This is a genomic window from Klebsiella sp. P1CD1 (assembly GCF_003790505.1).
GTDB lineage: Bacteria > Pseudomonadota > Gammaproteobacteria > Enterobacterales > Enterobacteriaceae > Klebsiella > Klebsiella variicola.
Window position 1 is genome coordinate 5,044,783 of sequence record NZ_CP033631.1, and the last position, 22,279, is coordinate 5,067,061.

Consider the following 22,279-nt stretch of genomic DNA (forward strand, 5'->3'; position numbering starts at 1 on the left):
CCCTGTTTTAACTTACCCCACTCTCTGTTCCGCCAGCGCCCGGTGGCGCGGCGGGCGCACGCTTGCCTTTTGCAACACACGCGATTTTCACCCCTTAAAACACCAATCATAACAACATGATTTTTAACACAAATAAAATATATTTTTCTACAAACTTGGACAAATAATTTTATTTGTGTAAGTTTTAAGTATGCCATAACGCCACCCTATCTAGCCAGGATGTGATCCATGAGCACCTCGCCGTCTGTGATTCGTCGTTTCGTTGAGTACTACGCCGGGCTGGATGCGCAGCCGCCCGCGGCGCTGGCCGCGCTGTACCATCCGGACGCGACGCTGAGCGATCCTTTTGGTCAGCATCAGGGGCTGTTCGCCATCCAGCGCTACTTTACCCATCTGCTGGCCAACGTGGAGCAGTGCCGGTTCACCATCGACACGCCGCTTTGCGACGGCCAACGGTTCGCCGTGACCTGGACCATGCACTGGTCGCATCCGCGCATTGCCGGTGGAGAAACCCTGGCCCTGCCGGGTTGCTCCATGGTGGACATCGCCGGGGAGCAGATCCTTCACCAGCGCGACTACTACGACGCCGGGGAGATGATCTACGAGCATCTTCCTCTACTGGGCTGGGCGGTGCGCGGCGTGAAGCGGAGGGTGCGCTCATGATGACGGTACTCATCACCGGCGCCAGCTCCGGGATCGGCGCCGGTCTGGCGAAATCCTTCGCGGCGGATGGCCATCTGGTTATCGCCTGCGGGCGAGATGCTTCGCGCCTGTCGGCGCTCCAGCAGTTCAGCCCCAACATCAGCGGGCGCCTGTTCGATATGACAGACAGGGACGCCTGTCGCCAGGCGCTGACGGGCTGTTTTGCCGACCTGATCATTCTCTGCGCCGGGACCTGCGAATACCTCGACCACGGGCAGGTGGATGCCGCCCTCGTGGAGCGAGTGATGGCCACCAACTTCCTCGGGCCGGTGAACTGCCTGGCGGCGCTGCAGACGCAGCTGGAGGCAGGCGATCGGGTGGTGCTGGTCAGCTCGATGGCGCACTGGCTACCCTTCCCGCGCGCGGAAGCCTATGGCGCCTCCAAGGCGGCGCTGACCTGGTTTGCCAACAGCCTGCGTCTGGACTGGGAGCCGAAAGGGGTCGCCGTCACGGTGGTCTCTCCGGGCTTCGTCGACACCCCGCTGACGCGCAAAAACGACTTCGCCATGCCCGGCCGGGTGAGCGTGGATCGGGCGGTGACGGCGATCCGCCATGGCCTGGCGAAGGGCCAAAACCACATTGCCTTCCCCACCGGTTTCAGCCTGGCCCTGCGGCTGCTGGCCAGCCTGCCATCGGGTATCCAGCGCCTGCTGTTGCGCAGGATGGTGCGCTCATGAACATCGCCATCATCGGCAGCGGCATCGCCGGGCTGACCTGCGCCTGGCGGCTGGCCGGACACCATCAGGTGACGCTGTTCGAAGCGGGCGCCACGCCGGGCGGCCACACCGCCACCGTGGATGTCGCCACGCCGCAGGGCACCTGGGCCATCGATACCGGATTTATCGTCTACAACGATCGCACCTATCCGCGCTTTATGGGCCTGCTCAGCGAGCTGGGGATCGACGGGCAAAAAACGCAGATGAGCTTCTCGGTTCACAACCCGACCAGCGGCCTGGAGTACAACGGTCACAGCCTGACCTCGCTTTTCGCCCAGCGGCGCAATCTGCTGAAGCCGGCCTTCTGGGGGCTGCTGAGCGAGATCGTCCGCTTTAACCGGCTGGCGAAACTGGCGCTGACCGAGGCGCTGGATCCGGGGGCGACGCTGGAGAGCTTCCTCGCCCGCCACCGCTTCAGCCCCTTCTTCGCCCGCCACTATATTCTGCCGATGGGGGCGGCCATCTGGTCGTCGTCGCTGCAGGAGATGCGTCGCTTCCCGCTGCCGCTGTTTTTACGCTTCTTTGAACACCACGGCCTGCTGGATATTCGCGATCGCCCGCAGTGGTACGTGGTGCCCGGCGGTTCCCGGGAGTACGTTCGCGCCCTGCTCGCCAGGCTCGGCGATCGTCTGAATCTGCGGCTCAACGCGCCGATACAGCAGGTGGACCGTCACCCGACGGGGGTCACCCTGCGGCTGGCGTCCGGGGAGGCGCATTTTGACCAGGTGATCTTCGCCTGCCACTCCGCGCAGGCCCTGGCGATGCTGGCGGCGCCCACCGATTCCGAACGCGAAGTCCTCGGGGATATCGGCTGGCAGCGCAACGAGGTGGTGCTGCACAGCGATCCGCGCTGGCTGCCGGAGCGCCAGCGCGCCTGGGCCAGCTGGAACTATCGCCTGAGCGACGGGGATCGGGCCCGGGCCTGCGTCACCTACAACATGAATATTCTCCAGGGGCTGCCCGCGGACGCGCCGCTGTTCTGCGTCACCCTGAACCCGGACGCGCCGGTGGATGACCGCTACGTCTGGCAGCGCTTCGTCTATGAGCATCCGCTGTTTAACCCGCAAAGCTGGTCGGCCCAGCTTCGGCGCGAAGAGATTAACGGCCAGCAGCGGAGCTGGTACTGCGGGGCCTACTGGTACAACGGCTTTCATGAGGACGGGGTGCGCAGCGCGCTCGACGTGGTGCAGGGCATCGCCGCGGCGGAGGGCAACTGAGATGAACAGCTGCCTCTATCAGGGCGTCCTGCGCCACCGTCGCCTGCAGCCGAAGGCGCACCACTTCGTCTACCGCCTGTTTATGGCCTGGCTCGACCTCGACGAACTGGACAGGCTGCCTGAGGCGGGCATCCGCCGCAACCGCCTGGCCGCCGCTGCCTGGTACGACGCCGATTATCCGCTGGGCGCGCCGCTGAAGGCCCAGGTGCTGAACCGGCTGGAGAGCCTGACCGGCTGCCGCCCGGCGGGACGCGTGATGCTCCTGACCCAGCTGCGCTACTTCGGCTTCCATTTTAATCCGGTCAACTTTTACTACTGCTATGACGAGGCCGACACCCTGCGCTGGGTGCTGGCCGAAGTGCGTAACACGCCGTGGAATGAGCGTCATTACTACGCGGTGGACGGCCAGCAGGCGCGCCCGCTGGAGAAAGCCTTTCACGTTTCGCCGTTTAACCCGATGGACATGGTCTATCACTGGCGCTTCAACGCGCCCGGCAAAACGCTGCATATGCATATTGAAAACCATCAGGCCAGTAAGGTGTTCGACGCCACGCTGGCCCTGAGCCGCGTGCCATTGACCCGCGCCAACCTGCGCGGGCTGCTGCTGCGTCTGCCGCTGATGCCCCTGAAAACCGTCCTCGCCATCTACTGGCAGGCGCTGCGGCTGTGGCTGAAGCGCGTGCCGCTGTACAACCATCCTGTCAGCAGGAGTGAACGCTCATGACCGATCCCGTCTTTGCGCTTGAACCCGATGTGCCGCGCAACGTGCGGCTCGCGCGCTGGCTGCTCTTTCGTCTGTTGAGCGGCCTCCGCGAAGGCTCGCTCACCGTGCGCGAAGGGGCGCAGACTTTTCATTTTGGCGACCCCGCCGCCGCGCTGCGCGCCGAGGCGCGGGTCTGCACGCCGGAGGTGTACTGGCGTCTGCTGACCGGCGGCAGCCTGGCGGCGGCCGAGGCCTGGATGGACGGCGACTGGGAGAGTCACCAGCTGACGGCGCTGCTGCAGATCCTCGCGCGCAACGGCGAGGTGCTGGGGCGTCTGGAGCGCGGCTTTCGTCTGCTGGGCAAGCCCGTCGCCCGCCTGCACCACTGGACCCGCCGCAACACCCGCGCCCAGGCGCGGGAGAACATCGCCGCCCATTACGACCTCGGCAACGAATTTTATGCCCACTTTCTGGATGACGACCTGCTCTACTCCAGCGCGTTGTTTACCGATGACCAGCAGGATCTGACCCAGGCCCAGCGGGCCAAGATGGCGCGCCTGTGCGACCAGCTGGCGCTCACTCCCGGCGATCATCTGCTGGAGATTGGCACCGGCTGGGGGGCGCTGGCCGAGTACGCCGCCCGCCATTACGGCTGCCGGGTCACCACCACCACCCTTTCCCGGGAGCAGCACCGCTGGGCTACCGAGCGCATGGCCCGCGCCGGGCTGCAGGATCGCGTCGAGGTGCTGCTCTGCGACTACCGCGATCTGCGCGGCGAGTACGACAAACTGGTGTCGGTGGAGATGATTGAGGCGGTGGGCCAGCGCTACCTCCCGGCCTTCTTCCGCACCTGCCAGGCGCGCCTGCGCCCGGGCGGCAGAATGGCCCTGCAGGCGATCACCATCCAGGATCAGCGCTATCGCGACTACAGCAAAAGCGTCGATTTTATCCAGCGCTACATCTTCCCCGGCGGCTTTTTGCCCAGCATCACGGCAATGAGCGAGCTGATGACCCGCCATACCGATTTTGTGGTGCGCAACCTGTTCGACATGGGCCCGGATTACGCCCGCACCCTGGCCCACTGGCGGCAGCGTTTTACCCACGCCTGGCAGGATATTGAAAAGCTCGGCTTTGATGAGCGTTTCCGCCGGATGTGGCTCTACTACTTCGGCTACTGCGAAGCCGGATTTAACGCCCGCACCATCAGCGTGGTGCAGCTCACCGCGGAGCGGGTATGACACGCCCGGCGCAGCATCTGCTGATGGCCCTCGCGTTCGATGTTTACTGGACGCTGGTGGTGATGTTGCGCGAGCGCGGTCTGCTGATCTGGCTGACGCTGGCCCTCTTCGCCTGGCTGCGGCTGCCGGCGGCCAGCCGTCCGCCCGCCCTGCTGTTGGCCGCGGCGGGCTGCGGCCTGGACGCCTGCTGGGCGCTGGCGGGGCTGATCGATTTTCGCGGCGACTGCCTGCTGCCCCTGTGGATGGTGGCCCTGTGGCTGATGTTCGCCGTCGTCTGGACCCGACTGACCCGCGCCACGACGCTTCCCGGCTGGGTGCTGGCCACGGTGGCGACCCTCGGCGGCCCGGTGGCCTACCTGATCGGCGCTCGCCTCGGCGCCATGACCCTGCTGGTGCCGATGGCGCTTGCCGTGGCCGCCATGGCCTGCGGCTGGCTGGTGCTCATGCTGTTATTCCATCTGGGGATGGGGAGGCGAAAATGAGATTCGCCCTGTTACTGCTGTGGCTGACCACCCTCGCCCCGGCGGCCCACGCCGCCGACTGGCTGACGTGGCGTCGCGTCGGCGAGGCGACCCTCACCTGGGGGCCGTTCACCGTCTATCACTCGCAGCTGCGCACGCCCAATGGCCGGTATGACGGCCCGCAGCAGGATCGGGCGCTGATCATCACCTACCGGCGCGACATCGATCGCGACGCGCTGGTGGACGCCACCCGCGACCAGTGGCAGGCGCAGGGCATTCTGCAGCAGGAGCCGCGCAGCGAAGCCTGGCTGCGCATGCTGCAGGGGATCTGGCCGGACGTCGCGCCGGGCAGCCAGCTGGCGTTCGTGGTCAGCGGCGGCGAGGGGCAGTTCTGGTACCGCGCCAGCGCCGCGCAGACCGCCTTTACCCCGCTCGGCCCGCGCCAGTCGGCGGCGTTCAGCACCCGCTTTCTCGCCATCTGGCTCGATCCGCGCACCACTTATCCCGAACTGCGTCAGCAGTTGATCGGAGGTACACCATGAAACGCATTCTGACCCTTGGCCTGGCGCTGCTGATGCTGATCCTCGCCGGCTGCAGCACCGAGGTCACGGAGTACCGGCAGCAGCAGCCCGCCCTCGACATCTTTCACTATTTTCAGGGGCGAACCGAGGCGTGGGGGATGGTGCAGGATCGCAACGGCAAGCAGCTGCGCCGCTTCCATGTGGCGATCGATGGCGACGTCGTCGGCGACACCCTGACGCTCCATGAGCGCTTTGTCTATGACGATGGCGAGAAGCAGCAGCGGGTGTGGCGCATTCGCCGCACCGGCGATAACCGTTATCAGGGCACCGCCGGGGACATCGAAGGCGTGGCCATCGGCCAGGCGGCGGGCAATGCCTTTCACTGGCGCTACAGCATGAACGTCGAGGCCAGCGGCAGCCGGTGGCTGCTGCACTTTGACGACTGGATGTTCCTGCAGGACGGCAGCCATTTGTTTAACAAAACCGAGATGAAGAAATTCGGCATTACGGTCGCCACCGTGACCCTTTTCTTTACCCGAACCACAGCAGAAGAGAGGACAGCGCCATGAACACGCAACCTGTCATTGGGATCAGCGGATGTTTAACCGGCTCAGCCGTGCGATTCGACGGCGGGCATAAGCGTATGGGCTTTGTGATGGATGAGCTCGCGCAGTGGGTGGCGTTTAAACCCGTCTGCCCGGAGATGGCGATCGGCCTGCCCGTTCCCCGCCCGGCGCTCCGCCTGGTGCAGACCCCGGTCGGGGAGATCCGCATGCGCTTCAGCCACGCCCCACACGAGGATGTGACGGAGAAGATGGCTGATTTCGCCAGAGCCCACCTGGCAACCCTGGGCGAACTGTCGGGCTTTATCGTCTGCGCCAAATCGCCGAGCTGCGGGATGGAGCGCGTGCGGCTGTACGATGAAAAAGGCAACCGCGGGCGTAAGGAAGGCGTGGGGCTGTTTACCTGCGCCCTAATGGCGCGCTACCCGTGGCTGCCGGTGGAAGAGGATGGCCGGCTGCACGATCCGTTGCTGCGGGAGAATTTTGTCGAGCGCGTTTTCGCCCTGCATGAACTCAACGCCCTGCGCGCCCGCGGCCTGACCCGTCACGGCCTGCTGGCCTTTCACAGCCGCTACAAGCTGCAGCTGCTGGCTCACCACCAGGCGGGCTACCGGGAGATCGGCCCGTTCGTCGCCTCGCTGCATGAATGGGAGGATCTGGAGGCGTTCTTCGAGGTCTATCGCGAAAAGCTGATGGCGATCCTCAAGCAGCCCGCCTCGCGGAAAAACCACACCAACGTGCTGATGCATATTCAGGGTTATTTCCGCGACCAGCTGAACAGCCGCCAGCGCGGCGAGCTGCGGGAGGTGATCCTCAACTATCGCGCCGGGCTGCTGCCGATCCTCGCCCCGCTGACGCTGCTTAAGCACTATCTGGCCGAGTATCCGGATCGCTACCTCCAGGCGCAGAACTATTTTGACCCCTACCCGCAGGATCTGGCCCTGCGCCTGACGGTGAACTGAGGGAACCAGGGCCAGCTGCCCGGCGGCGCTACGCTTGCCGGGCCTACGGGGGAAGGAGGTTTTCTGTAGGCCGGATAAGGCATTTATGCCGCCATCCGGCACTACCGCAGGCACGGCGCCTGACCGCCCGGCGGCGCTGCGCTTGCCGGGCCTACGGGTGGTATCCCGCAGGCCTCCTCAGTCGTAGCCCGGCTAAGCGTAGCGCCAGCCGGGAACGCGCCTTCGACAACGTTATCGCATCAGAACCACGCCTCAAACATCCCGCCGACGTTCAGCGAATCCAGCTGCTGGTCCTGGGTGCCGTTAACCTTCGCGGTATGCTCGTTGTCCACCTGGCCACCGGTCACATAGAAGCGCAGCATCGGGCGGAACTCCGGCCCCATGCCGATGGCGATGTTCTGCGACAGCGTCAGCTTCCAGCCGTGGTTATCCCCGCCCTGGTCGTAATCCACGCGCTGGTAGCCTGCTTCCAGCCAGGTGGAGTGCACGTCGTTCCAGAAGTACATCGGCCGGACGATGGCGCCGTAGTTTTTACGGTTGTCGGTGTTGTCCTTGCCGTTGTCGTAGTCGTGGAAGGCCAGCAGGTATTCGATCTGCGCCTGCTGGGTGAACTTATGGCTGCCCTCGAAGCTGGCGTAGACCGTGGTCAGGTCGTCGGTTTTGTTGTAGACGCTGTTATCCGAGTTGTCGGAGTAGCGCAGGATCACCTTGTTCACCCCGCTGTCGTTGGTGTGGCTCAGCACCAGGCCGCCCTGCCAGGCTTCGAGGCGCGCGTCGCTGTCCACCGCCTTCGAGTCAAAGCCGTAGTTGGCGTACACCTCGACGTCGATCGGCCCGGCCTTGATGTTGTGGGTTTTGGTGGTCAGCGCGTAGTGGCCGTTGTCGCCGGTATCGGAGCTGCCGGTACAGGTGATACGCGACGGGTTGGTTTCATCGGCCATCACTTCCGGGCTACAGGATTTCACCTGCGAGACCGTCGCCACGTCGAACTGCACGCCGCCGATATCAAAGTTCTTCACCCCGGCGCCCTGGCCGTCGTGGTTCATCCAGAAGTAATCGTTGATCCCCTGTTGCGGGCGCTGGTGGAAGTCGCGGCCGGCCCAGATATAGGCGTTGGGGTTGGATTCCAGCACGTTGGTGACGCCGACGTAGGCCTTCTTCAGGTTAACTTCGTCGCTCCAGTGGTCGAACATGACGTTGAGATCCCAGATAGCCCCCTGCGCGCTTTTGAAGGCCTTGCTGATCTGGAATTCGCCGCCGTTGCTTTCGTTGCCGAGACGGCCGATCGCCGAGGCGCCGTTATAGGAGCCGTCGACGCCGACATATTTCTGGTCGCCGGTCTGGAAGTGGGCGCCATAGCGGGCATAGCCGCTGAACTTGAGGCCGAACGGAATGGCCATATCCGGCGAGGCGGCGGTGGTCTGCGGGTTGGTGATCACATCGACCTTTTTGTTGGCCGCGGCGTCGATTTTCGCCTGGCGGTCGGCCAGCGCTTTATCGACGGCTTTCGCGACGATGGCGTCGATCTGTTCCTGAGTAAATTCTTGCGCCATTACAGAGGTAAGCGGAAAAAACGCGGCGATAACCGCCATGGTTAATGGAAGCTTTTTTATCATTGTCATGAGTTTCTCAATATAGGTTAATTTTATTCAGACAATAACCAGCCTATTCTGAGCTGACAGAATATGTCGCTATCATCAGAACAAGTTATTTTTTATTTTGTACGGTCACAGAGGCATTACACAATTATCGCTACTTTCCCCCCTTCGCTGGTATTAAAAAGGTGGTCTTTCGCCACTGACAAAAAACATAGCACGAACCAATAAACGCTATTTTTCGGCGGCAGGCAGACGGCGTAATACATGCCCCGCAGGGGCATGTCAGCAAAAATTAACCAAAGATATAGGTATTGACGAGATTTTCGAGTAATTCCTGACGCCCGCTCTGAGGCTGCGGATTCAGATTATGCTGCTCAGCGTATCGGGCAATATTATCCAGCGACATCTGCCCGGTCATAATTTTCTGCCCCAGCTCGCCCTGCCAGCCGGCATAGCGTTTTGCCAGACCCTGATCGAGCTTGCCATCCTCAATCATGCGCGCGGCCAGCTTAAGGGACAGCGCCATCACGTCCATGGCGCCAATATGGCCATAGAACATGTCGTATTTGTCGGTGCTCTGCCGACGAACTTTGGCGTCAAAGTTCAGGCCGCCGGTGGTGAATCCCCCGGCTTTGAGGATCTCGTACATCACCAGGGTATTTTCTTCCACGCTGTTCGGGAACTGGTCCGTATCCCAGCCGAGCTGCGCATCGCCGCGGTTGGCATCAACAGAGCCAAAGATCCCCAGCGCGATGGCGCTGGCGATTTCATGGTGGAAAGAGTGCCCCGCCAGAGTGGCGTGGTTGGCTTCAATGTTCACCTTGATCTCATTTTCCAGACCAAACTGCTTCAGGAAACCATACACCGTCGCGACATCGTAATCGTACTGATGCTTGGTGGGCTCCTGCGGTTTCGGCTCGATAAGCAGCGTGCCGCCAAAGCCAATCTTATGCTTGTGCTCCACCACCATCTGCAGGAAGCGGCCAATCTGCTCACGCTCCTGGCGCAGGTCGGTATTGAGCAGGGACTCGTAACCTTCGCGGCCGCCCCACAGCACATAGTTTTCGCCGCCGAGCTGGTGGGTGGCGTTCATGGCGGTCACTACCTGCGTGGCCGCCCAGGCAAACACCTCCGGATCGGGGTTGGTCGCCGCTCCGGCGCCGTAGCGCGGGTGGGTAAAGCAGTTGGCGGTGCCCCACAGCAATTTCACGCCGGTTTGCTGCTGTTTCTCCGCCAGCACTTCGGTCATCACGGCGAAATTGTGCAGATATTCTTTCAGCGACGCACCTTCTGGCGAGACGTCGACATCGTGGAAGCAGTAATACGGCACATTGAGCTTGTAGAAAAATTCAAACGCCACGTCCGCTTTGCGTTTGGCCATTTCCAGCGCATCGCCCGCGGCCTGCCAGGGACGCTCAAACGAGCCAGCGCCAAACATATCCGCGCCATTCCAGCAGAAGTTATGCCAATAACAGGCGGCAAAACGCAGATGGTCTGCCATGCGTTTTCCCAGCACGATTTCATCCGGATTATAGTGGCGAAATGCCAGCGGATTATCGGTTTTGGGTCCGGCAAAGCGAACGCGATCAACCTGGTCGAAATAGGTTTGCATGATGAACTCCGAAATTGAGAAACAGGAAAATTAACAACTGTGACACATCGTGTATTCTCATCGTCGGTTGCTCAATTACGTTATTTCACTCAGCGATTGAGAAAATGCTCAAATGTGAGCCATCTCGCAAATAAAACTATTTTAAATATCTCGCTTCGCGCGCGTATAGAGTACACTTTCTGGGGAATTCAGGTATCCATACCAAATTAAAATGCCGGTTTTGTCACAATGCCTGCCTGCCAAAAAAATTAGCGGCGGATAGCGGTTCAATGCAGGCGACACAGGCCTTTGCTTCGAGGATCACAGAAGTAAAAAAACATAATTACGTAATTTAAAAACGTAATAGATTCTTCCAGGTCAACTGTGTCAGAAAGTGTTTCACCTACACAAAACAAACCGGAGTCTGCTTAGAATGAGTAAAAACATAATGCACAGTCGGCATGATGAATATCATAAATTAACCCGCGGAGAACGAATTGGTTATGGCATGGGCGACTTTGCGCAAAACCTGGTTTTCGGCACAATTGGGGGTTTTCTGGCTTTGCATATGCTGACGGTAAATACCATCAGCACGGCAACGGCAGGCTTTATTTTTCTTTTTGTCCGCATCATTAATGTGTTTTGGGATCCGATGGTCGGAACCTACGTGGATAAACGAACCTCGAAGGCGGGGAAATATCGTCCGTGGCTGTTACGAGCCGGCGTGCCGCTGGTGATCCTGTCGGCATTACTGTTCGCGCCGATCCCTGGCGTTAAAGGTTCGGTGGCTTTCGCCTTTATTATTTATCTGGCGCTGGACTTAGTTTATTCCTTAGTCAATATTCCCTATGGCTCGCTGAATGCGTCGCTGACCCGCGACCCGGAATCGATCGATAAACTGACCAGTACCCGCATGATGCTGGCCAACAGCGCCAACCTGCTGGTCTATACCCTGTTCCCGATGTTTGTGCAGATGGCGGCGCCGAAAGATCGCAGCCTGAAGGACACCGGCTTTTTCGGCCTTAAGCTGAATCTGGGCAACTATACCGATCCGTCGGCGAACTACGCCTGGTTTGGTGTGTACGCCATCTATATGATCATCGGCGCGGTGGCCCTGTTTATCTGTTATAAATTCACCAAAGAACGCGTTGTCGCGACCGCCGAGCAGACCGCCAACGTCAAAACCACTGACCTTTTCCACGAACTCAGACATAACCGCCCGCTGGTTATTCTCGGCATGTTCTTTATGCTGGCCTTTACCTTCATGTTCTTCATGAACACCGTTAACGGCTTCTTCAACCAATTCGTCGTCGGCCACTCCGAATGGATGGGCGCCGTGGGTCTCGTCGCGTCTATTCCAGGCATCGCCTTCCCGGTGTTCTGGCCGAAACTGAAAAAAATCTTTGGTAAAAAAGGCTTCTTCCATCTGTTCCTCGCCATGTTCATCGTCGGCGAACTGCTGACCTACGTCTGGTCACGCGAAGGGATGCACGACGCCCTGTGGCTGGCCTACATCGCCACCTTTATTAAACAGTGGGGCTTAACTTCCGCCACCGGCTTTATGTGGGCGCTGGTACCGGAAGTCATCGCGTACGGCGAATTAAAATCTGGCAAACGCAATGCCGCCATTATCAATGCCATTATGGGACTCTTCTTCAAGATCGGCTTCACCATCGGCGGCGCTATCCCGCTGTGGCTGCTGGCGGTGTATGGATTTAATGAAAGCGGCGCCGTGCAGAGCGCCAGCGCCATCGACGGGATCATTATGACCGCGGTGTGGATCCCGATTGCGCTGGCCGCTATTTCGATGGTGATTATCCAGGTTTATCCGATCTCCGATAAACATGTGACCGACATTAACCGTCAGCTGGATGAGATCCGCGTGTAGTTAAAAAAATTATAAATCAGACCGATTCGTCACTTTCCATTTTAAAAGGTGTAATGAAATGTCACTTATTCAAAACCCGATATTACGCGGCTTTAATGCCGACCCCAGTATTATTCGCGTCGAGGATACGTACTATATTGCCAACTCGACGTTTGAGTGGTTCCCGGGCGTGCGTTTACATGAGTCGAAAGACCTGAAAAACTGGAACCTGCTGCCTTCGCCGCTCTCCACCACCACCCTGCTGGATATGAAGGGCAACCCCTCCTCCGGCGGCATTTGGGCGCCGGCGCTCTCCTGGGCCGATGGGCAATTCTGGTTGGTGTATACCGATGTGAAGGTCACCGAAGGCGCCTTTAAAGACATGACCAACTATCTGACCACCGCGAAGGATATTCGGGGCCCGTGGAGCGACCCGATCAAGCTGAACGGCGTCGGGTTTGACGCCTCGCTGTTCCATGACGACGATGGCCGGAAATATATCGTCCAGCAAACCTGGGATCACCGGGAGTACCATCACCCCTTCGATGGCATTACCTTAACGGAGCTGGATACCAACACGCTGAAGTTAATGCCGGAAACCGCGCGCACCATTTACCGCGGCACCGCCGTGGCGCTGGTCGAGGGGCCGCACCTCTATAAACTGAACGGCTACTACTATCTGTTTGCCGCCCAGGGCGGCACCGTGTTTACCCACCAGGAAGTGGTGGCGCGGTCGAAAACCCTCGAGGCCGACAGCTTCGAAACCGAACCGGGCGACGTGTTCTTAACCAACGTCGACACGCCGGACAGCTACATCCAGAAACAGGGCCATGGCGCGCTGGTCTCCACTCCGGAAGGCGAATGGTATTACGCTTCGCTCTGCGCCCGGCCGTGGAATCGCCCGGGGGAATCCATCTACGACCCGCGCGGCTGGTCAACCCTCGGCCGGGAAACCTCGATCCAGAAAGTGTACTGGGACGATGAGGGCTGGCCGCGTATTGAAGGCGGTCACGGCGGGAAAACCTTCGTCGAAGGGCCGAAAGACGCCATCTTCACCGAAAGCGCCGGCGATAATAGCCAGCAGGATGACTTTACCTCGCCAGCGCCCGACCCGAACTGGAATACCCTGCGGGTGCCGTTTACGGCCAAAATGGGCACCACCGGCGACGGCAAATTAACCTTAATCGGCCAGGGTTCGTTAGCCAATACGCATGACCTGTCGCTGATTGCCCGCCGCTGGCAGGCCTTCTATTTTGACGCCGCGGTGAAGGTGAAATTCGAGCCCTTCAGCTACCAGCAGATGGCCGGATTAACGAATTACTATAACGACCGCCACTGGAGCTTTGTCTTCCTGACCTGGAATGAAATTAACGGCAAGGTCATCGAAGTCGGCGAAAATAACCGCGGGAAATACACGTCGTACCTGAAAGATAACGCCATCAAGGTGCCAGACGGCGTCGAATACGTCTGGTTCCGGACTAAGGTCCGCAAGCAGACCTACAGCTATGAATACAGCTTCGATGGCGTGACCTTCACCGAGATCCCGGTCCAGCTGGATGCCGCGGTACTGTCCGATGACTATGTATTGCAGAGCTACGGCGGGTTCTTTACCGGGGCGTTCGTCGGCCTGGCGGCGGTAGACTACGCCGGGTACGGTACCCAGGCTGAGTTTTATCAGTTCGAGTATCAGGAGCTGGGCGATAGGTTAGCGGCCGATGGGAGCTACAGCTGGGAGGCTGGCGAGACGCGGGATAAGTAAGAGAGAGCGGGCCCACGCTACCGGTGAGGTAGCGTGGGTTTTGTGGTGTGTTTGATGTAATTAAAGCGAGCGCTGTCGGATGTCAGTCTGCGGGGCGCAGCCGGGCCTTCAGCTCTTCTGGGGTAAACGGCGGATCTCGCCGGTGCAGCATTGCATGGCAGTTGGGACATACCGGGATCAGATCGGTTTCTGGGTTCAGACGGTAGTCCTGCTTTATCCCGGACAGCGGAATGAGATGGTGGATATGGATAAAGCCCTGGCCGATATCGCCATAGCGGCTGGCCATATCCAGACCGCATACCTGACACTGGCAGCCGTGCAGGCGAAGCGCCGCCTGACGAGCCTGACGGTCGCGCTCATAGCGATTGACCACCACCTGCATCGCCGCCCCTTCCACGTACTCCATGGTCGTCTGTCCCTCATCGGGGAAAAGCGCAACCTCGTCATCGCCAGCGCCCTGCGACACGATCGTAAATCCTTGCTCCAGTAACAGACGCACGCATTTGGATTTAATCCCCCCGCTGAAATCCGCCGGGGTAAATTCCGTCCCCGTCGCAAACGTGGCCGCTAACCCGACGATGGCTTTTGAAGGATACCGACGCCCCTCAAATTCGATCTCATACAGACGCGCGCTTTTAAACTGATGCGCAACGCCTGCATCGTAAGCGCGAATGGCGGTGATGATGCATTCCCTGGATAAATGGTCCGGTAGTTTTTTCATAAGACATAGCTATCTGATGGCGCGAAGCTTGAGTATAAATAGAAAGCTATGGGCTTTTCGAACAAATAACTAGCAGTGATAGTTAAAAAGCGATCCACGTAGAACCGCCGCATCTGGTGGGTTGATCGGCAAGGATTTTGCGAGCATCATCGCATTTATTTAGCTGCCAATGTAACGCTATGCCCTCCAGCACGACCCTGCAACACGCAATCGAGAACATCACCATCTGGCGCAAAGGCGAACAGCGTGCACCGCATAAGCCACTGCTGCTGCTGTACGTCCTCTCACAGTACCAGCGCGGCCATGCGCGGATGTTCGACTACACCTCAGAGATACGCGATGAGCTGCATAGCCTGCTGGAACGCTTTGGCCCGCAGCGCCGCCAGTACCGGCCGGACATGCCCTTTTGGCGCCTGAAAGGCGACGGCTTCTGGGAGCTGCACAACAGCGAACAGTGTTCAACCCAGGGCAGCCGACAGCCGCCCGGCAAAGAGCTGGAGCTCTGTCAGGTCGCCGGCGGCTTCGATGAGCCGCATTTTGCACTACTCAACAGAAATAAGAAGCTGATCAATACCCTCGCCCATCAGATCCTCGAAGCGCATTTCCCGGAAAGTATTCAGGAAGAACTGGCAGAAGAGATGGGGTTTGATCTGCTGCAGATCCGTAAAGAGCGCGACCCGCATTTTCGCCAGCAGGTGCTGCGCGCCTATAACTATGAGTGCGCGATCTGCGGCTTCAATATGCGCCATGATAATACCTCCGTCGCCCTGGAAGCGGCCCATATTAAATGGAAGCAACACGGCGGCCCCTGCGAAATCCCTAACGGCCTGGCGCTCTGCGCGATTCACCATAAGGCTTTTGATAAAGGCTCCATTGGTCTGGATGAGGATATGCGCATCCAGGTTTCGCCAGCGGTGAACGGCGGAGGCATCGTTGGCAGGCTGTTCTGGGATTTTGATGGTAAGCCGATTACCTTACCGCAGGGGAAAGCATGCTATCCGCAGGAAGGGTTTGTGGCATGGCACCGGCGGGAGGTGTTCAGGGGGTGAGGGGATGGTGATAAGCGGGTTTCGATGCTGCCTTCTCGCTCCTGAACATCAACAGCTCCTTTCATGTCTGCGCCACCATCGTCTTTAAGCCACATATACGGAGGAATTAGCATCTCATTTGCTCCTCATCGTTGAAATTAACTGCAATGTAATAATGTAGAGTACAGTTGAAAGGCATATCACTATTATTAGCGATATATAAAAGAAAGTGTCATACATCGTATCGGCGTTCACACTCCCGAACAAGAAGTGGCAAATATCCCTTGCGATATCATAATCAAGATAGATTTCCGGCCTTGGAAGTGCACGTCCCAGAACCAAAAACAGCAATATGAAATAAATAATCTTACTGATTTTACGGGCAAACGTTGTTAGAGTCACTGGCAACAACCTCCACCCAACCGCGAGCCATCAGGGAACGCATGCAGGGAACCTGTACTAACGATGTATTCATAAGCGCATTCCGGATCATGGCAAAATCAGAATTATGGGCGATAATAATACAACCCTCGGACACCGTACCCGGATGCAAACGGAAGTTACCACGTTTCACACCCTCTACCCAAGTCTCATCGTCAATTCCGCGGTCGTCACGCCATAACGCAAACCAATCGCTATTCCCTCGCCGTAGTTCGCGGCAGGACGTAATGAAACGATTGGTGTTAGCCCTGCTTTTATTTATTTTAAAACACTTGGCTATAACCCCCGCTCTCACGCCGGAAGCGGATATCACTCTGGTGAATCCGTCAATGTTTGCTCGTGAAGGATAGCAACGGCACAACATGAGGCTGTCGATGTGTTCACATAAACCGCCTGTTCATGAGTCATAAACCTGATACTGCCATGAACAAGTCCGCACAAATACATATAAACTAATAATTTTAACATCCCTATTTCTTCGTATCCAATCACGAATAGAATACTTATATTGATTTTATTATTTATTGAATTAATACATCTCAAACCAAAAACATTCATCATAGTAATTCACCGTAAACTGATACACAATGATGTTTTACACTTTATTTAAATCAATGGTTTAAAACCATTTTACAATACAATTTGTAACAATTAGGTTATGGTAACACTTATCAAGTTATTTATTCTCTTGTAAATTACCATCGATTATTTCTTGCAAAAATGATGTACATCTTCAGTCATTTATTTAAACATAGGATAGCTATATGGCAGACATAGAAGGGATAGCGCGGAAGTTATATAACATCATTATCTCGCCTGATACAGTTACAGGGCTTATCAATGGTGGGTTATCTGTTCCTTTAGATTATGGTTATCTGATTTACGGTATCTTTGATACGGATACAAGATATGAACGTGAAACAGAAAGAATCCGTATGATGACCGCGATAAGACATGACATTCTTAACTATGAAAATATAGTTAATGCAGTTAAATTAATCTTTCAGTTATTTAATAAATATCTATCCGAATCAGAACAAGATAGAATATACAGAAGTGTAGTTACCTCTATCGTGGGTAGAATCTCTACGAATATTATCGCATCGAACATCGCTAAAGCCGTTATAGAAAAAACGTCATTTACTTATGTAGTATTTAAGGGGAAAGGGAATCCAATAGACTTTTTAAGTACTATCCTCTTGTTTGGTGGAATGGCAGAGCGATCCATCAGGACCTCTGATAAACTCAGGAATGAAGCGCCCGAGGTATACTCGTTATTAAGACCCCGCGATTATGATCTTCTTTATTTCTTATTTGCCGATGCGGTACAACCTTTTGTTGATGCCATCCATGCAGGAAACACCGAGGGCAACCCCGTATTCGACAAGATTATGAAAAGAGTTGAAGATCATTTAAATACGAATGCTAAGGCTGGGTGATATGAAAAAAACTATCACGCCACTCGTCGACATAGTTCTCTGCACCTATATTATTACCACATGCTTTATTTGCCTGGCTGAGTTTAATAACTGGCAGAATAAAATAATTGCAGTAACGATTACAATCGGCAGCGCTTACATCATCGCCATTGCGTTGAATAGATTGCTGGGAACAAAAATAGGTGTGATAAGCGGTGTTTTTAATTTACTATCAGGTCCGCTACTAATTATAGGCGCTATTGTTTGCATAGCCTTACTTGACCCGTGGCCGGTTAAGATTATTGGTCTGTTTTTATGGGTCATTATAATGTTTTGTTTACCTTCATTTATAAATAGAGATAAGGAATAATCATGTCAAATCCAGCATATCTTTGGCTAACCGATACAAACGGCTCCCCTATAACGGGTAGTTCTCTCGTTACAGGGCGTATTGGCGCTATTGAATTAAAAGCGGTAACGCACCACCTATCCATTCCTGTGGATGGAAACACCGGGAGATTAACAGGAACCAGAGTACATACGCCTATTACGGTACAGAAATATTTTGATAAAACAACGCCCCTTTTATACAAAGCGCTGAGTGAGAACCAAACATTAAAATCGGCAACCATAAAGATGTATCAGATCCTTGATGCAGGTGTTGAAAGCGAATATTTTAATATATTATTAGAGAATGTAAAAGTAACTGGAATTACCCCCAACTTATTTCCTGATTCTGGTACAGGCACACATAGCGAAACGATTCAGTTAAGGTATGAGGCCATCACCTGGAAACATTGCGATGGGAATATCATTTACAAAGATTCCTGGAATCATCGGGCAACAGCATAAACTCCCCTTAGACTAAAGGCCATTCAAAAGAGTGGCCTTTTCTAAGTTCAACTGATTATTTAAACCACCATCGCCAAACAAACCATCCAAATGCAACCGCATGGTTTGGAGGCATAGCATCTTAAGCCTATACCTCCTTGAGTAGAACTGAATTAATTCAGCCCATTCGATACCTGCATTGCGATAAGCCCCTATAACTTCCGCTGCTCCAGGCTGGAATAAATCGCTCTAATTTCCGCTTGTAAGCTTTCGCCACGGTATACCATCGACGTATCGTATCGTTTGTACTTCTCATCACGCGTAGCGCTAAACCAGTTGAACGACCCTATGCACAGCAGCCCTTCATCACCAATCACGATTTTACTGTGAACACGGTTAACCAGCATAGTCACAATGCCCAGCGCATTTAGTTTTTCCACTGCATCATTAAGGCGTTGCTGTTTTGCTTTGCGCTTTTCATAACTGACGTCTTGGGTATTAAAGCTTTTATCCGTCACAACAGTAATGTCGATACCACGAGCACGAGCCTGGATCATTGATGTCAGAAAACCGGTTTGTTCCAATTTTTCCCAGGTCAGCCAAGGGGAAACAATAGTAATACTTTTACCAATAGCATCAAAAGTCTGATTCAGGAAAACATCATGCTGCTCAACACCGTGCAAGGTAGAGATCTGTGTTTGCGCTGTATTAAGGTCCTGGCGTTCTTTATACTCAAACTGCAGTGCATTATTATCGGATGCAAACAGGTATTTTGAAAGCAACCCTCTCGGCGAGGAAGCGGGCTGAATCTCAAACAGATCCATATCGCCAAAGACCAAAAAGCTATCTTTAGCACGTGAAACGGCAACGTTCAGCATGCTGCTGTCTCTATCAATAAATCCGCCATCTTCATGCTTCGAATACACAGGAGAGAACAGCACAATTGCCCGTTCCGCCCCCTGCAATGAATGAACAGTCCCCACTGTCAGCGAATTTTCATCGCCACTACAATTGATATCCAGCTTAAGTAATGACGATTTAATCGCACTGACCTGCGCCGAAAATGGTGTCACAATGCCGACTAATTCATGTAACGGTTTACTGTAGTGATGCTCAATCTCTTCTTTGTGCGCTGCAAGCCATGCAGCAATCGTCCTCGCTTCAAAGTCGTTATAACGACTTCCACCATTGGCCTGCATACCTTTACCATCTATATGCAGATAGCCCATTGCAGGGAATATTGTCCCTTTTTCTTCCCCTCGTTTGGGCTGCAACTTACCGTGATAACTAAGGGTGTTACAGTAGACAATGATGTTATCGAAGCAGCGACGGTGTTCGTACAGATACATCCCCCGCGCCAGATCCGGATCGTACTGGTAGCGCGAGTTAAACGCGCAATCTTCATAACGCTGCCGGATGCAGCGCTCTTTCCTGATTCACACACCAAAGCATAAGCTTCAGTAAGTTCTTCCTGAGAACCTTCTGGAAGGATATGCTCCTCAACCATATTGCCAATATCAATACAAGGCAGGCTGTTCCAGATAGGCGCAATCTGTTCTGTGTCGCCAATTACCAGAGCTTTCTTCGCCAGTGCGAAAGAAGCTGCAGCAACCTCAGGAAGCACCTGCCCCGCTTCATCGACGATCAACAAATCGGCGAAGTTATATAAATAACCATTATCATACTTCTTACCGCTAACATGTTCTCTGATAAGCATATGATGAGGAAGCATAAAGGAGGTCATGACGACACAAGGGGTGAGCTTCATTCTTCGCAGCCAGCGGGCTTTAATAGTCTTCGCCCCTTTGCGACCTTTTTCTTCTTGAAGGTTATCGATATTCGCCATATCCATCAGCCACCGACCTTCCCAGTAATGCGTCGCCAGCAAAAACGCCGGGAAACGGAGCTGTGTATCGGCAAGCTCATCGGCTTCGCTCAGATTCAGCTCCCTCTCGCCTGCATAACCCAGCGAATGGGTTATCTCGCACCAACGGATGACGGCTTCACTTTCACGTCGGGAAATGTCCTCAGCATGATCAATTTGCTGTTGGTACCCGGCCTGTTCTTTATGAGCTTGCTCAATCAATCCATCGATAAAGGCATCAATTCCATCAGGCTGAGATCCCTGGAATGCTGTCATTCTTTCGCCAAACGTAGCGTCCAAAAACAGCTTCATTTGATAGTGACGCTTAGTACGAACGGCGGGAAGCCAGGAGAAGAGAGTGAACATGATCGACTCTCCGGCTCGATATTGTTCCCACTGTTTTTTGCCCTGCGTTAATAGCGAGATTTCATTTGTGCTATTAAGCAGTAACGTTCTCTTATCCTGAATATACTGTTCGAGATCGTCACTGACGGCATGCCGCTCCTGACGGATTGCGTTCAGGTCATCCCATGCAGGCTCGATTTGCTCAAGCTCTGCAGAGAGTTCAACCAAACGCTGATGCAGGAGATCCACAACCTGTTCAGGTGAATGACATTCCTCATTCGGAAAAGCTGCCCTTGCCTTTTCAAGGAAGAAGCACCGGGCATCTTCAACATATTCAAGGGATTCAACACCGTTAAAAAAGGCTTCCGTCTGGTATTTTTTTACCGCCTCGGCTCTTCGTCCCGAAGACGGGAAGTAAGCGCCAAAGCTTTTTACATCTGGTAACCAACGCCCGGCCATAGGCCCGGTACCGATAGAAAAATCTTTGCCGAAGGCCTCGATAATGTTGGTAACGGCCTGATTATTGGTTGATGTCGCAACCACCACCGGTGGTTCAGTTTTGTTTAAAGCTGCTCTCGCCCACTCAGTAGCGATGATGGAGAGAACCAGAGTAGTTTTCCCGGTACCCGGAGGACCATTTACGGCAAGAATATCGCCGGGCTGTTGAGTGAGGTAATGGCTCAGGGCATCGCGCTGCGCGACAGCCAGCGGAAACTTATCACCGGAGTGTCCCAGACGCTCACTAAACATGGCATTACTGGCGAGGAGCGGCTCAACAGGAGGCTTCTCTTTCGAGGCAAAGCGCGCCAGCAATGGCACCTCTTTTTTGCACGTCAGCAAATGATCGTACATAGGCAGGATATGGATGCTGGCCCCTCCAGGCTGGTTGGCTTTAATAATGTAGCCATATCCAGTTTTTTCATATTGCTCAGGTGATGCGAGCCATTTGCCAGCAACATGCTTTAAAAGTTCATCTGAATCTTTAAGATACTTTTGCCACCACTGCTGATAACGAGCATGTCGTCCCTCTCGTTGTTCATCAGTCTCCTCACGCAGCTCATCCTCATTACCGGGATCAAAAGTGATTGAATCATGCGTGGTTTTGTACTTGTCATATTCCGCCATCTCACCAATAGAAAAGGTACCTTTGGGGAGCGGTTCGAGCAGGTCACGGGGAATGGTGGCTGGCGATGTAGGGAATAAAAAGCCTTCGCGGTTGAGGAGCGCAGCGGTGACCAAAGGTGTAACAATATCAGGAGCACCAGCAGTCCGCGCCTTGCCATGCTTTAACAGGCGGATCCATACCTCTGGCCGTAACAGCACCTCGACGGTCTTGACCTGGGTGTCTTCACCATTGAAGAATAATTCCACAATATCTTCACCCAATCTCCCCCTATCGACGTTCGTCCATTTCGTAAATGATTCATCCTCTCTACGCTCAAATGCCCCTTTTCCAGACTCGGCATCTGCTAAGGTATTACGCCAATATGAAGTGAATCCCTGAGTATTACTGTCCATTCCCCATCCCGTAGCTTAAACAATTGATGTTGTCATATAAATTCATGATGGTTAAACATTGTCCACGATGCGAGGGGGATCGCAAGAATTGTTTGTATCGCTAAACATGGCATGCCACTTTACATATCGACGGCTACTGAACGGGTATTCTCAATTTTTAATATGCTATTTGTCATATCTCTAATGCAATAAATGAGGATAGGAATTGCACTCCT

The 22,279-nt window shown here is 55.1% G+C and carries 20 protein-coding genes and 2 pseudogenes; 15 read left to right on the plus strand and 7 right to left on the minus strand.

Going from position 1 to position 22,279, the window contains the following annotated elements; all coding sequences use genetic code 11:
- Positions 1–228: 228 nt before the first annotated feature.
- The 9 genes from DTA24_RS24945 to DTA24_RS24985 are packed head-to-tail and all read left to right on the plus strand — an operon-like array spanning position 229 to position 7,083.
- Positions 229–663 carry a nuclear transport factor 2 family protein gene (locus tag DTA24_RS24945; RefSeq protein ID WP_023323565.1) on the plus strand — a complete coding sequence of 145 codons (435 nt, stop codon included), beginning with the start codon at positions 229–231 and terminating at the stop codon, positions 661–663.
- The gene (locus DTA24_RS24950; protein WP_032736750.1) at positions 660–1,379 is read left to right on the plus strand and encodes an SDR family NAD(P)-dependent oxidoreductase; all 720 of its coding nucleotides are present in this window, start codon (positions 660–662) and stop codon (positions 1,377–1,379) included. Before DTA24_RS24945 ends, DTA24_RS24950 begins: the two co-directional genes overlap by 4 nt.
- A complete protein-coding gene (locus tag DTA24_RS24955; protein ID WP_032740360.1) occupies positions 1,376–2,635 on the plus strand; it encodes an NAD(P)/FAD-dependent oxidoreductase in 1,260 nt (419 codons plus the stop codon). Before DTA24_RS24950 ends, DTA24_RS24955 begins: the two co-directional genes overlap by 4 nt.
- Position 2,636: 1 nt before the next feature.
- Positions 2,637–3,359: a DUF1365 domain-containing protein gene (locus tag DTA24_RS24960; RefSeq protein WP_110196636.1), complete on the plus strand. Its 723-nt coding sequence runs from the start codon at positions 2,637–2,639 to the stop codon at positions 3,357–3,359.
- Complete coding sequence (locus DTA24_RS24965; RefSeq protein ID WP_016160201.1) at positions 3,356–4,576, plus strand: SAM-dependent methyltransferase; 1,221 nt, start codon at positions 3,356–3,358, stop codon at positions 4,574–4,576. Before DTA24_RS24960 ends, DTA24_RS24965 begins: the two co-directional genes overlap by 4 nt.
- Positions 4,573–5,058 carry a DUF2878 domain-containing protein gene (locus DTA24_RS24970; protein WP_064143110.1) on the plus strand — a complete coding sequence of 162 codons (486 nt, stop codon included), beginning with the start codon at positions 4,573–4,575 and terminating at the stop codon, positions 5,056–5,058. The genes DTA24_RS24965 and DTA24_RS24970 overlap by 4 nt, the downstream gene beginning before the upstream one ends.
- The gene (locus DTA24_RS24975; protein WP_012543011.1) at positions 5,055–5,579 is read left to right on the plus strand and encodes a hypothetical protein; all 525 of its coding nucleotides are present in this window, start codon (positions 5,055–5,057) and stop codon (positions 5,577–5,579) included. Before DTA24_RS24970 ends, DTA24_RS24975 begins: the two co-directional genes overlap by 4 nt.
- Positions 5,576–6,127: a DUF3833 domain-containing protein gene (locus tag DTA24_RS24980; RefSeq protein WP_080783384.1), complete on the plus strand. Its 552-nt coding sequence runs from the start codon at positions 5,576–5,578 to the stop codon at positions 6,125–6,127. Before DTA24_RS24975 ends, DTA24_RS24980 begins: the two co-directional genes overlap by 4 nt.
- Positions 6,124–7,083 (plus strand): YbgA family protein, encoded by a 960-nt coding sequence (locus DTA24_RS24985; protein WP_110196637.1) that lies wholly within the window; start codon positions 6,124–6,126, stop codon positions 7,081–7,083. Before DTA24_RS24980 ends, DTA24_RS24985 begins: the two co-directional genes overlap by 4 nt.
- A gap of 239 nt (positions 7,084–7,322) precedes the next feature.
- Here the strand turns inward: DTA24_RS24985 and DTA24_RS24990 are convergent, their stop codons facing one another.
- The gene (locus DTA24_RS24990; RefSeq protein ID WP_012543013.1) at positions 7,323–8,705 is read right to left on the minus strand and encodes a carbohydrate porin; all 1,383 of its coding nucleotides are present in this window, start codon (positions 8,703–8,705) and stop codon (positions 7,323–7,325) included.
- Positions 8,706–8,973: 268 nt separating this feature from the next.
- Complete coding sequence (gene xylA, locus DTA24_RS24995) at positions 8,974–10,293, minus strand: xylose isomerase (RefSeq protein ID WP_023296978.1); 1,320 nt, start codon at positions 10,291–10,293, stop codon at positions 8,974–8,976.
- A gap of 427 nt (positions 10,294–10,720) precedes the next feature.
- Between xylA and DTA24_RS25000 the strand changes: the two genes are divergently transcribed.
- The gene (locus DTA24_RS25000; RefSeq protein WP_164481374.1) at positions 10,721–12,160 is read left to right on the plus strand and encodes an MFS transporter; all 1,440 of its coding nucleotides are present in this window, start codon (positions 10,721–10,723) and stop codon (positions 12,158–12,160) included.
- A 58-nt stretch (positions 12,161–12,218) separates the two neighbouring features.
- Positions 12,219–13,898: a glycoside hydrolase family 43 protein gene (locus DTA24_RS25005; protein WP_123837105.1), complete on the plus strand. Its 1,680-nt coding sequence runs from the start codon at positions 12,219–12,221 to the stop codon at positions 13,896–13,898.
- 82 nt (positions 13,899–13,980) lie between these two features.
- Here DTA24_RS25005 and DTA24_RS25010 read toward each other — a convergent pair whose 3' ends face one another.
- The gene (locus tag DTA24_RS25010; protein ID WP_117133605.1) at positions 13,981–14,619 is read right to left on the minus strand and encodes an HNH endonuclease; all 639 of its coding nucleotides are present in this window, start codon (positions 14,617–14,619) and stop codon (positions 13,981–13,983) included.
- Positions 14,620–14,798: 179 nt separating this feature from the next.
- On the opposite strand from DTA24_RS25010, the gene DTA24_RS25015 reads away from it, so the two are divergent.
- Entirely contained in the window at positions 14,799–15,668 is an 870-nt protein-coding gene (locus DTA24_RS25015; protein ID WP_123837106.1) for a phosphorothioated DNA-binding restriction endonuclease, read from the plus strand.
- Between the two features lie 20 nt (positions 15,669–15,688).
- Here the strand turns inward: DTA24_RS25015 and DTA24_RS28665 are convergent.
- The 3 genes and pseudogenes from DTA24_RS28665 to DTA24_RS25025 form a co-directional block, all read right to left on the minus strand.
- Positions 15,689–15,781 (minus strand): annotated as a pseudogene (locus DTA24_RS28665) (type VI secretion system tube protein Hcp); the annotation flags it as partial.
- A 1-nt stretch (position 15,782) separates the two neighbouring features.
- Positions 15,783–16,049, minus strand: coding sequence for a hypothetical protein (locus tag DTA24_RS28940; protein ID WP_123837107.1), 267 nt, complete (start codon positions 16,047–16,049; stop codon positions 15,783–15,785).
- Positions 16,024–16,401, minus strand: a complete 378-nt coding sequence (locus DTA24_RS25025) for a DUF2778 domain-containing protein (RefSeq protein WP_123837108.1) — start codon at positions 16,399–16,401, stop codon at positions 16,024–16,026. Before DTA24_RS25025 ends, DTA24_RS28940 begins: the two co-directional genes overlap by 26 nt.
- A gap of 451 nt (positions 16,402–16,852) precedes the next feature.
- On the opposite strand from DTA24_RS25025, the gene DTA24_RS25030 reads away from it, so the two are divergent.
- Genes DTA24_RS25030 through DTA24_RS25040 form a run of 3 tightly spaced genes read left to right on the plus strand, consistent with a single transcriptional unit; the run spans position 16,853 to position 18,358 of the window.
- Positions 16,853–17,527, plus strand: a complete 675-nt coding sequence (locus DTA24_RS25030; protein WP_100631264.1) for a hypothetical protein — start codon at positions 16,853–16,855, stop codon at positions 17,525–17,527.
- 1 nt (position 17,528) lies between these two features.
- Complete coding sequence (locus tag DTA24_RS25035; protein WP_008807090.1) at positions 17,529–17,876, plus strand: hypothetical protein; 348 nt, start codon at positions 17,529–17,531, stop codon at positions 17,874–17,876.
- A 2-nt stretch (positions 17,877–17,878) separates the two neighbouring features.
- Entirely contained in the window at positions 17,879–18,358 is a 480-nt protein-coding gene (locus DTA24_RS25040) for an Hcp family type VI secretion system effector (RefSeq protein ID WP_072045965.1), read from the plus strand.
- 191 nt (positions 18,359–18,549) lie between these two features.
- On the opposite strand, the pseudogene DTA24_RS25045 reads toward DTA24_RS25040, so the two are convergent.
- Positions 18,550–22,064 (minus strand): annotated as a pseudogene (locus DTA24_RS25045) (AAA domain-containing protein).
- Positions 22,065–22,279: the final 215 nt, after the last annotated feature.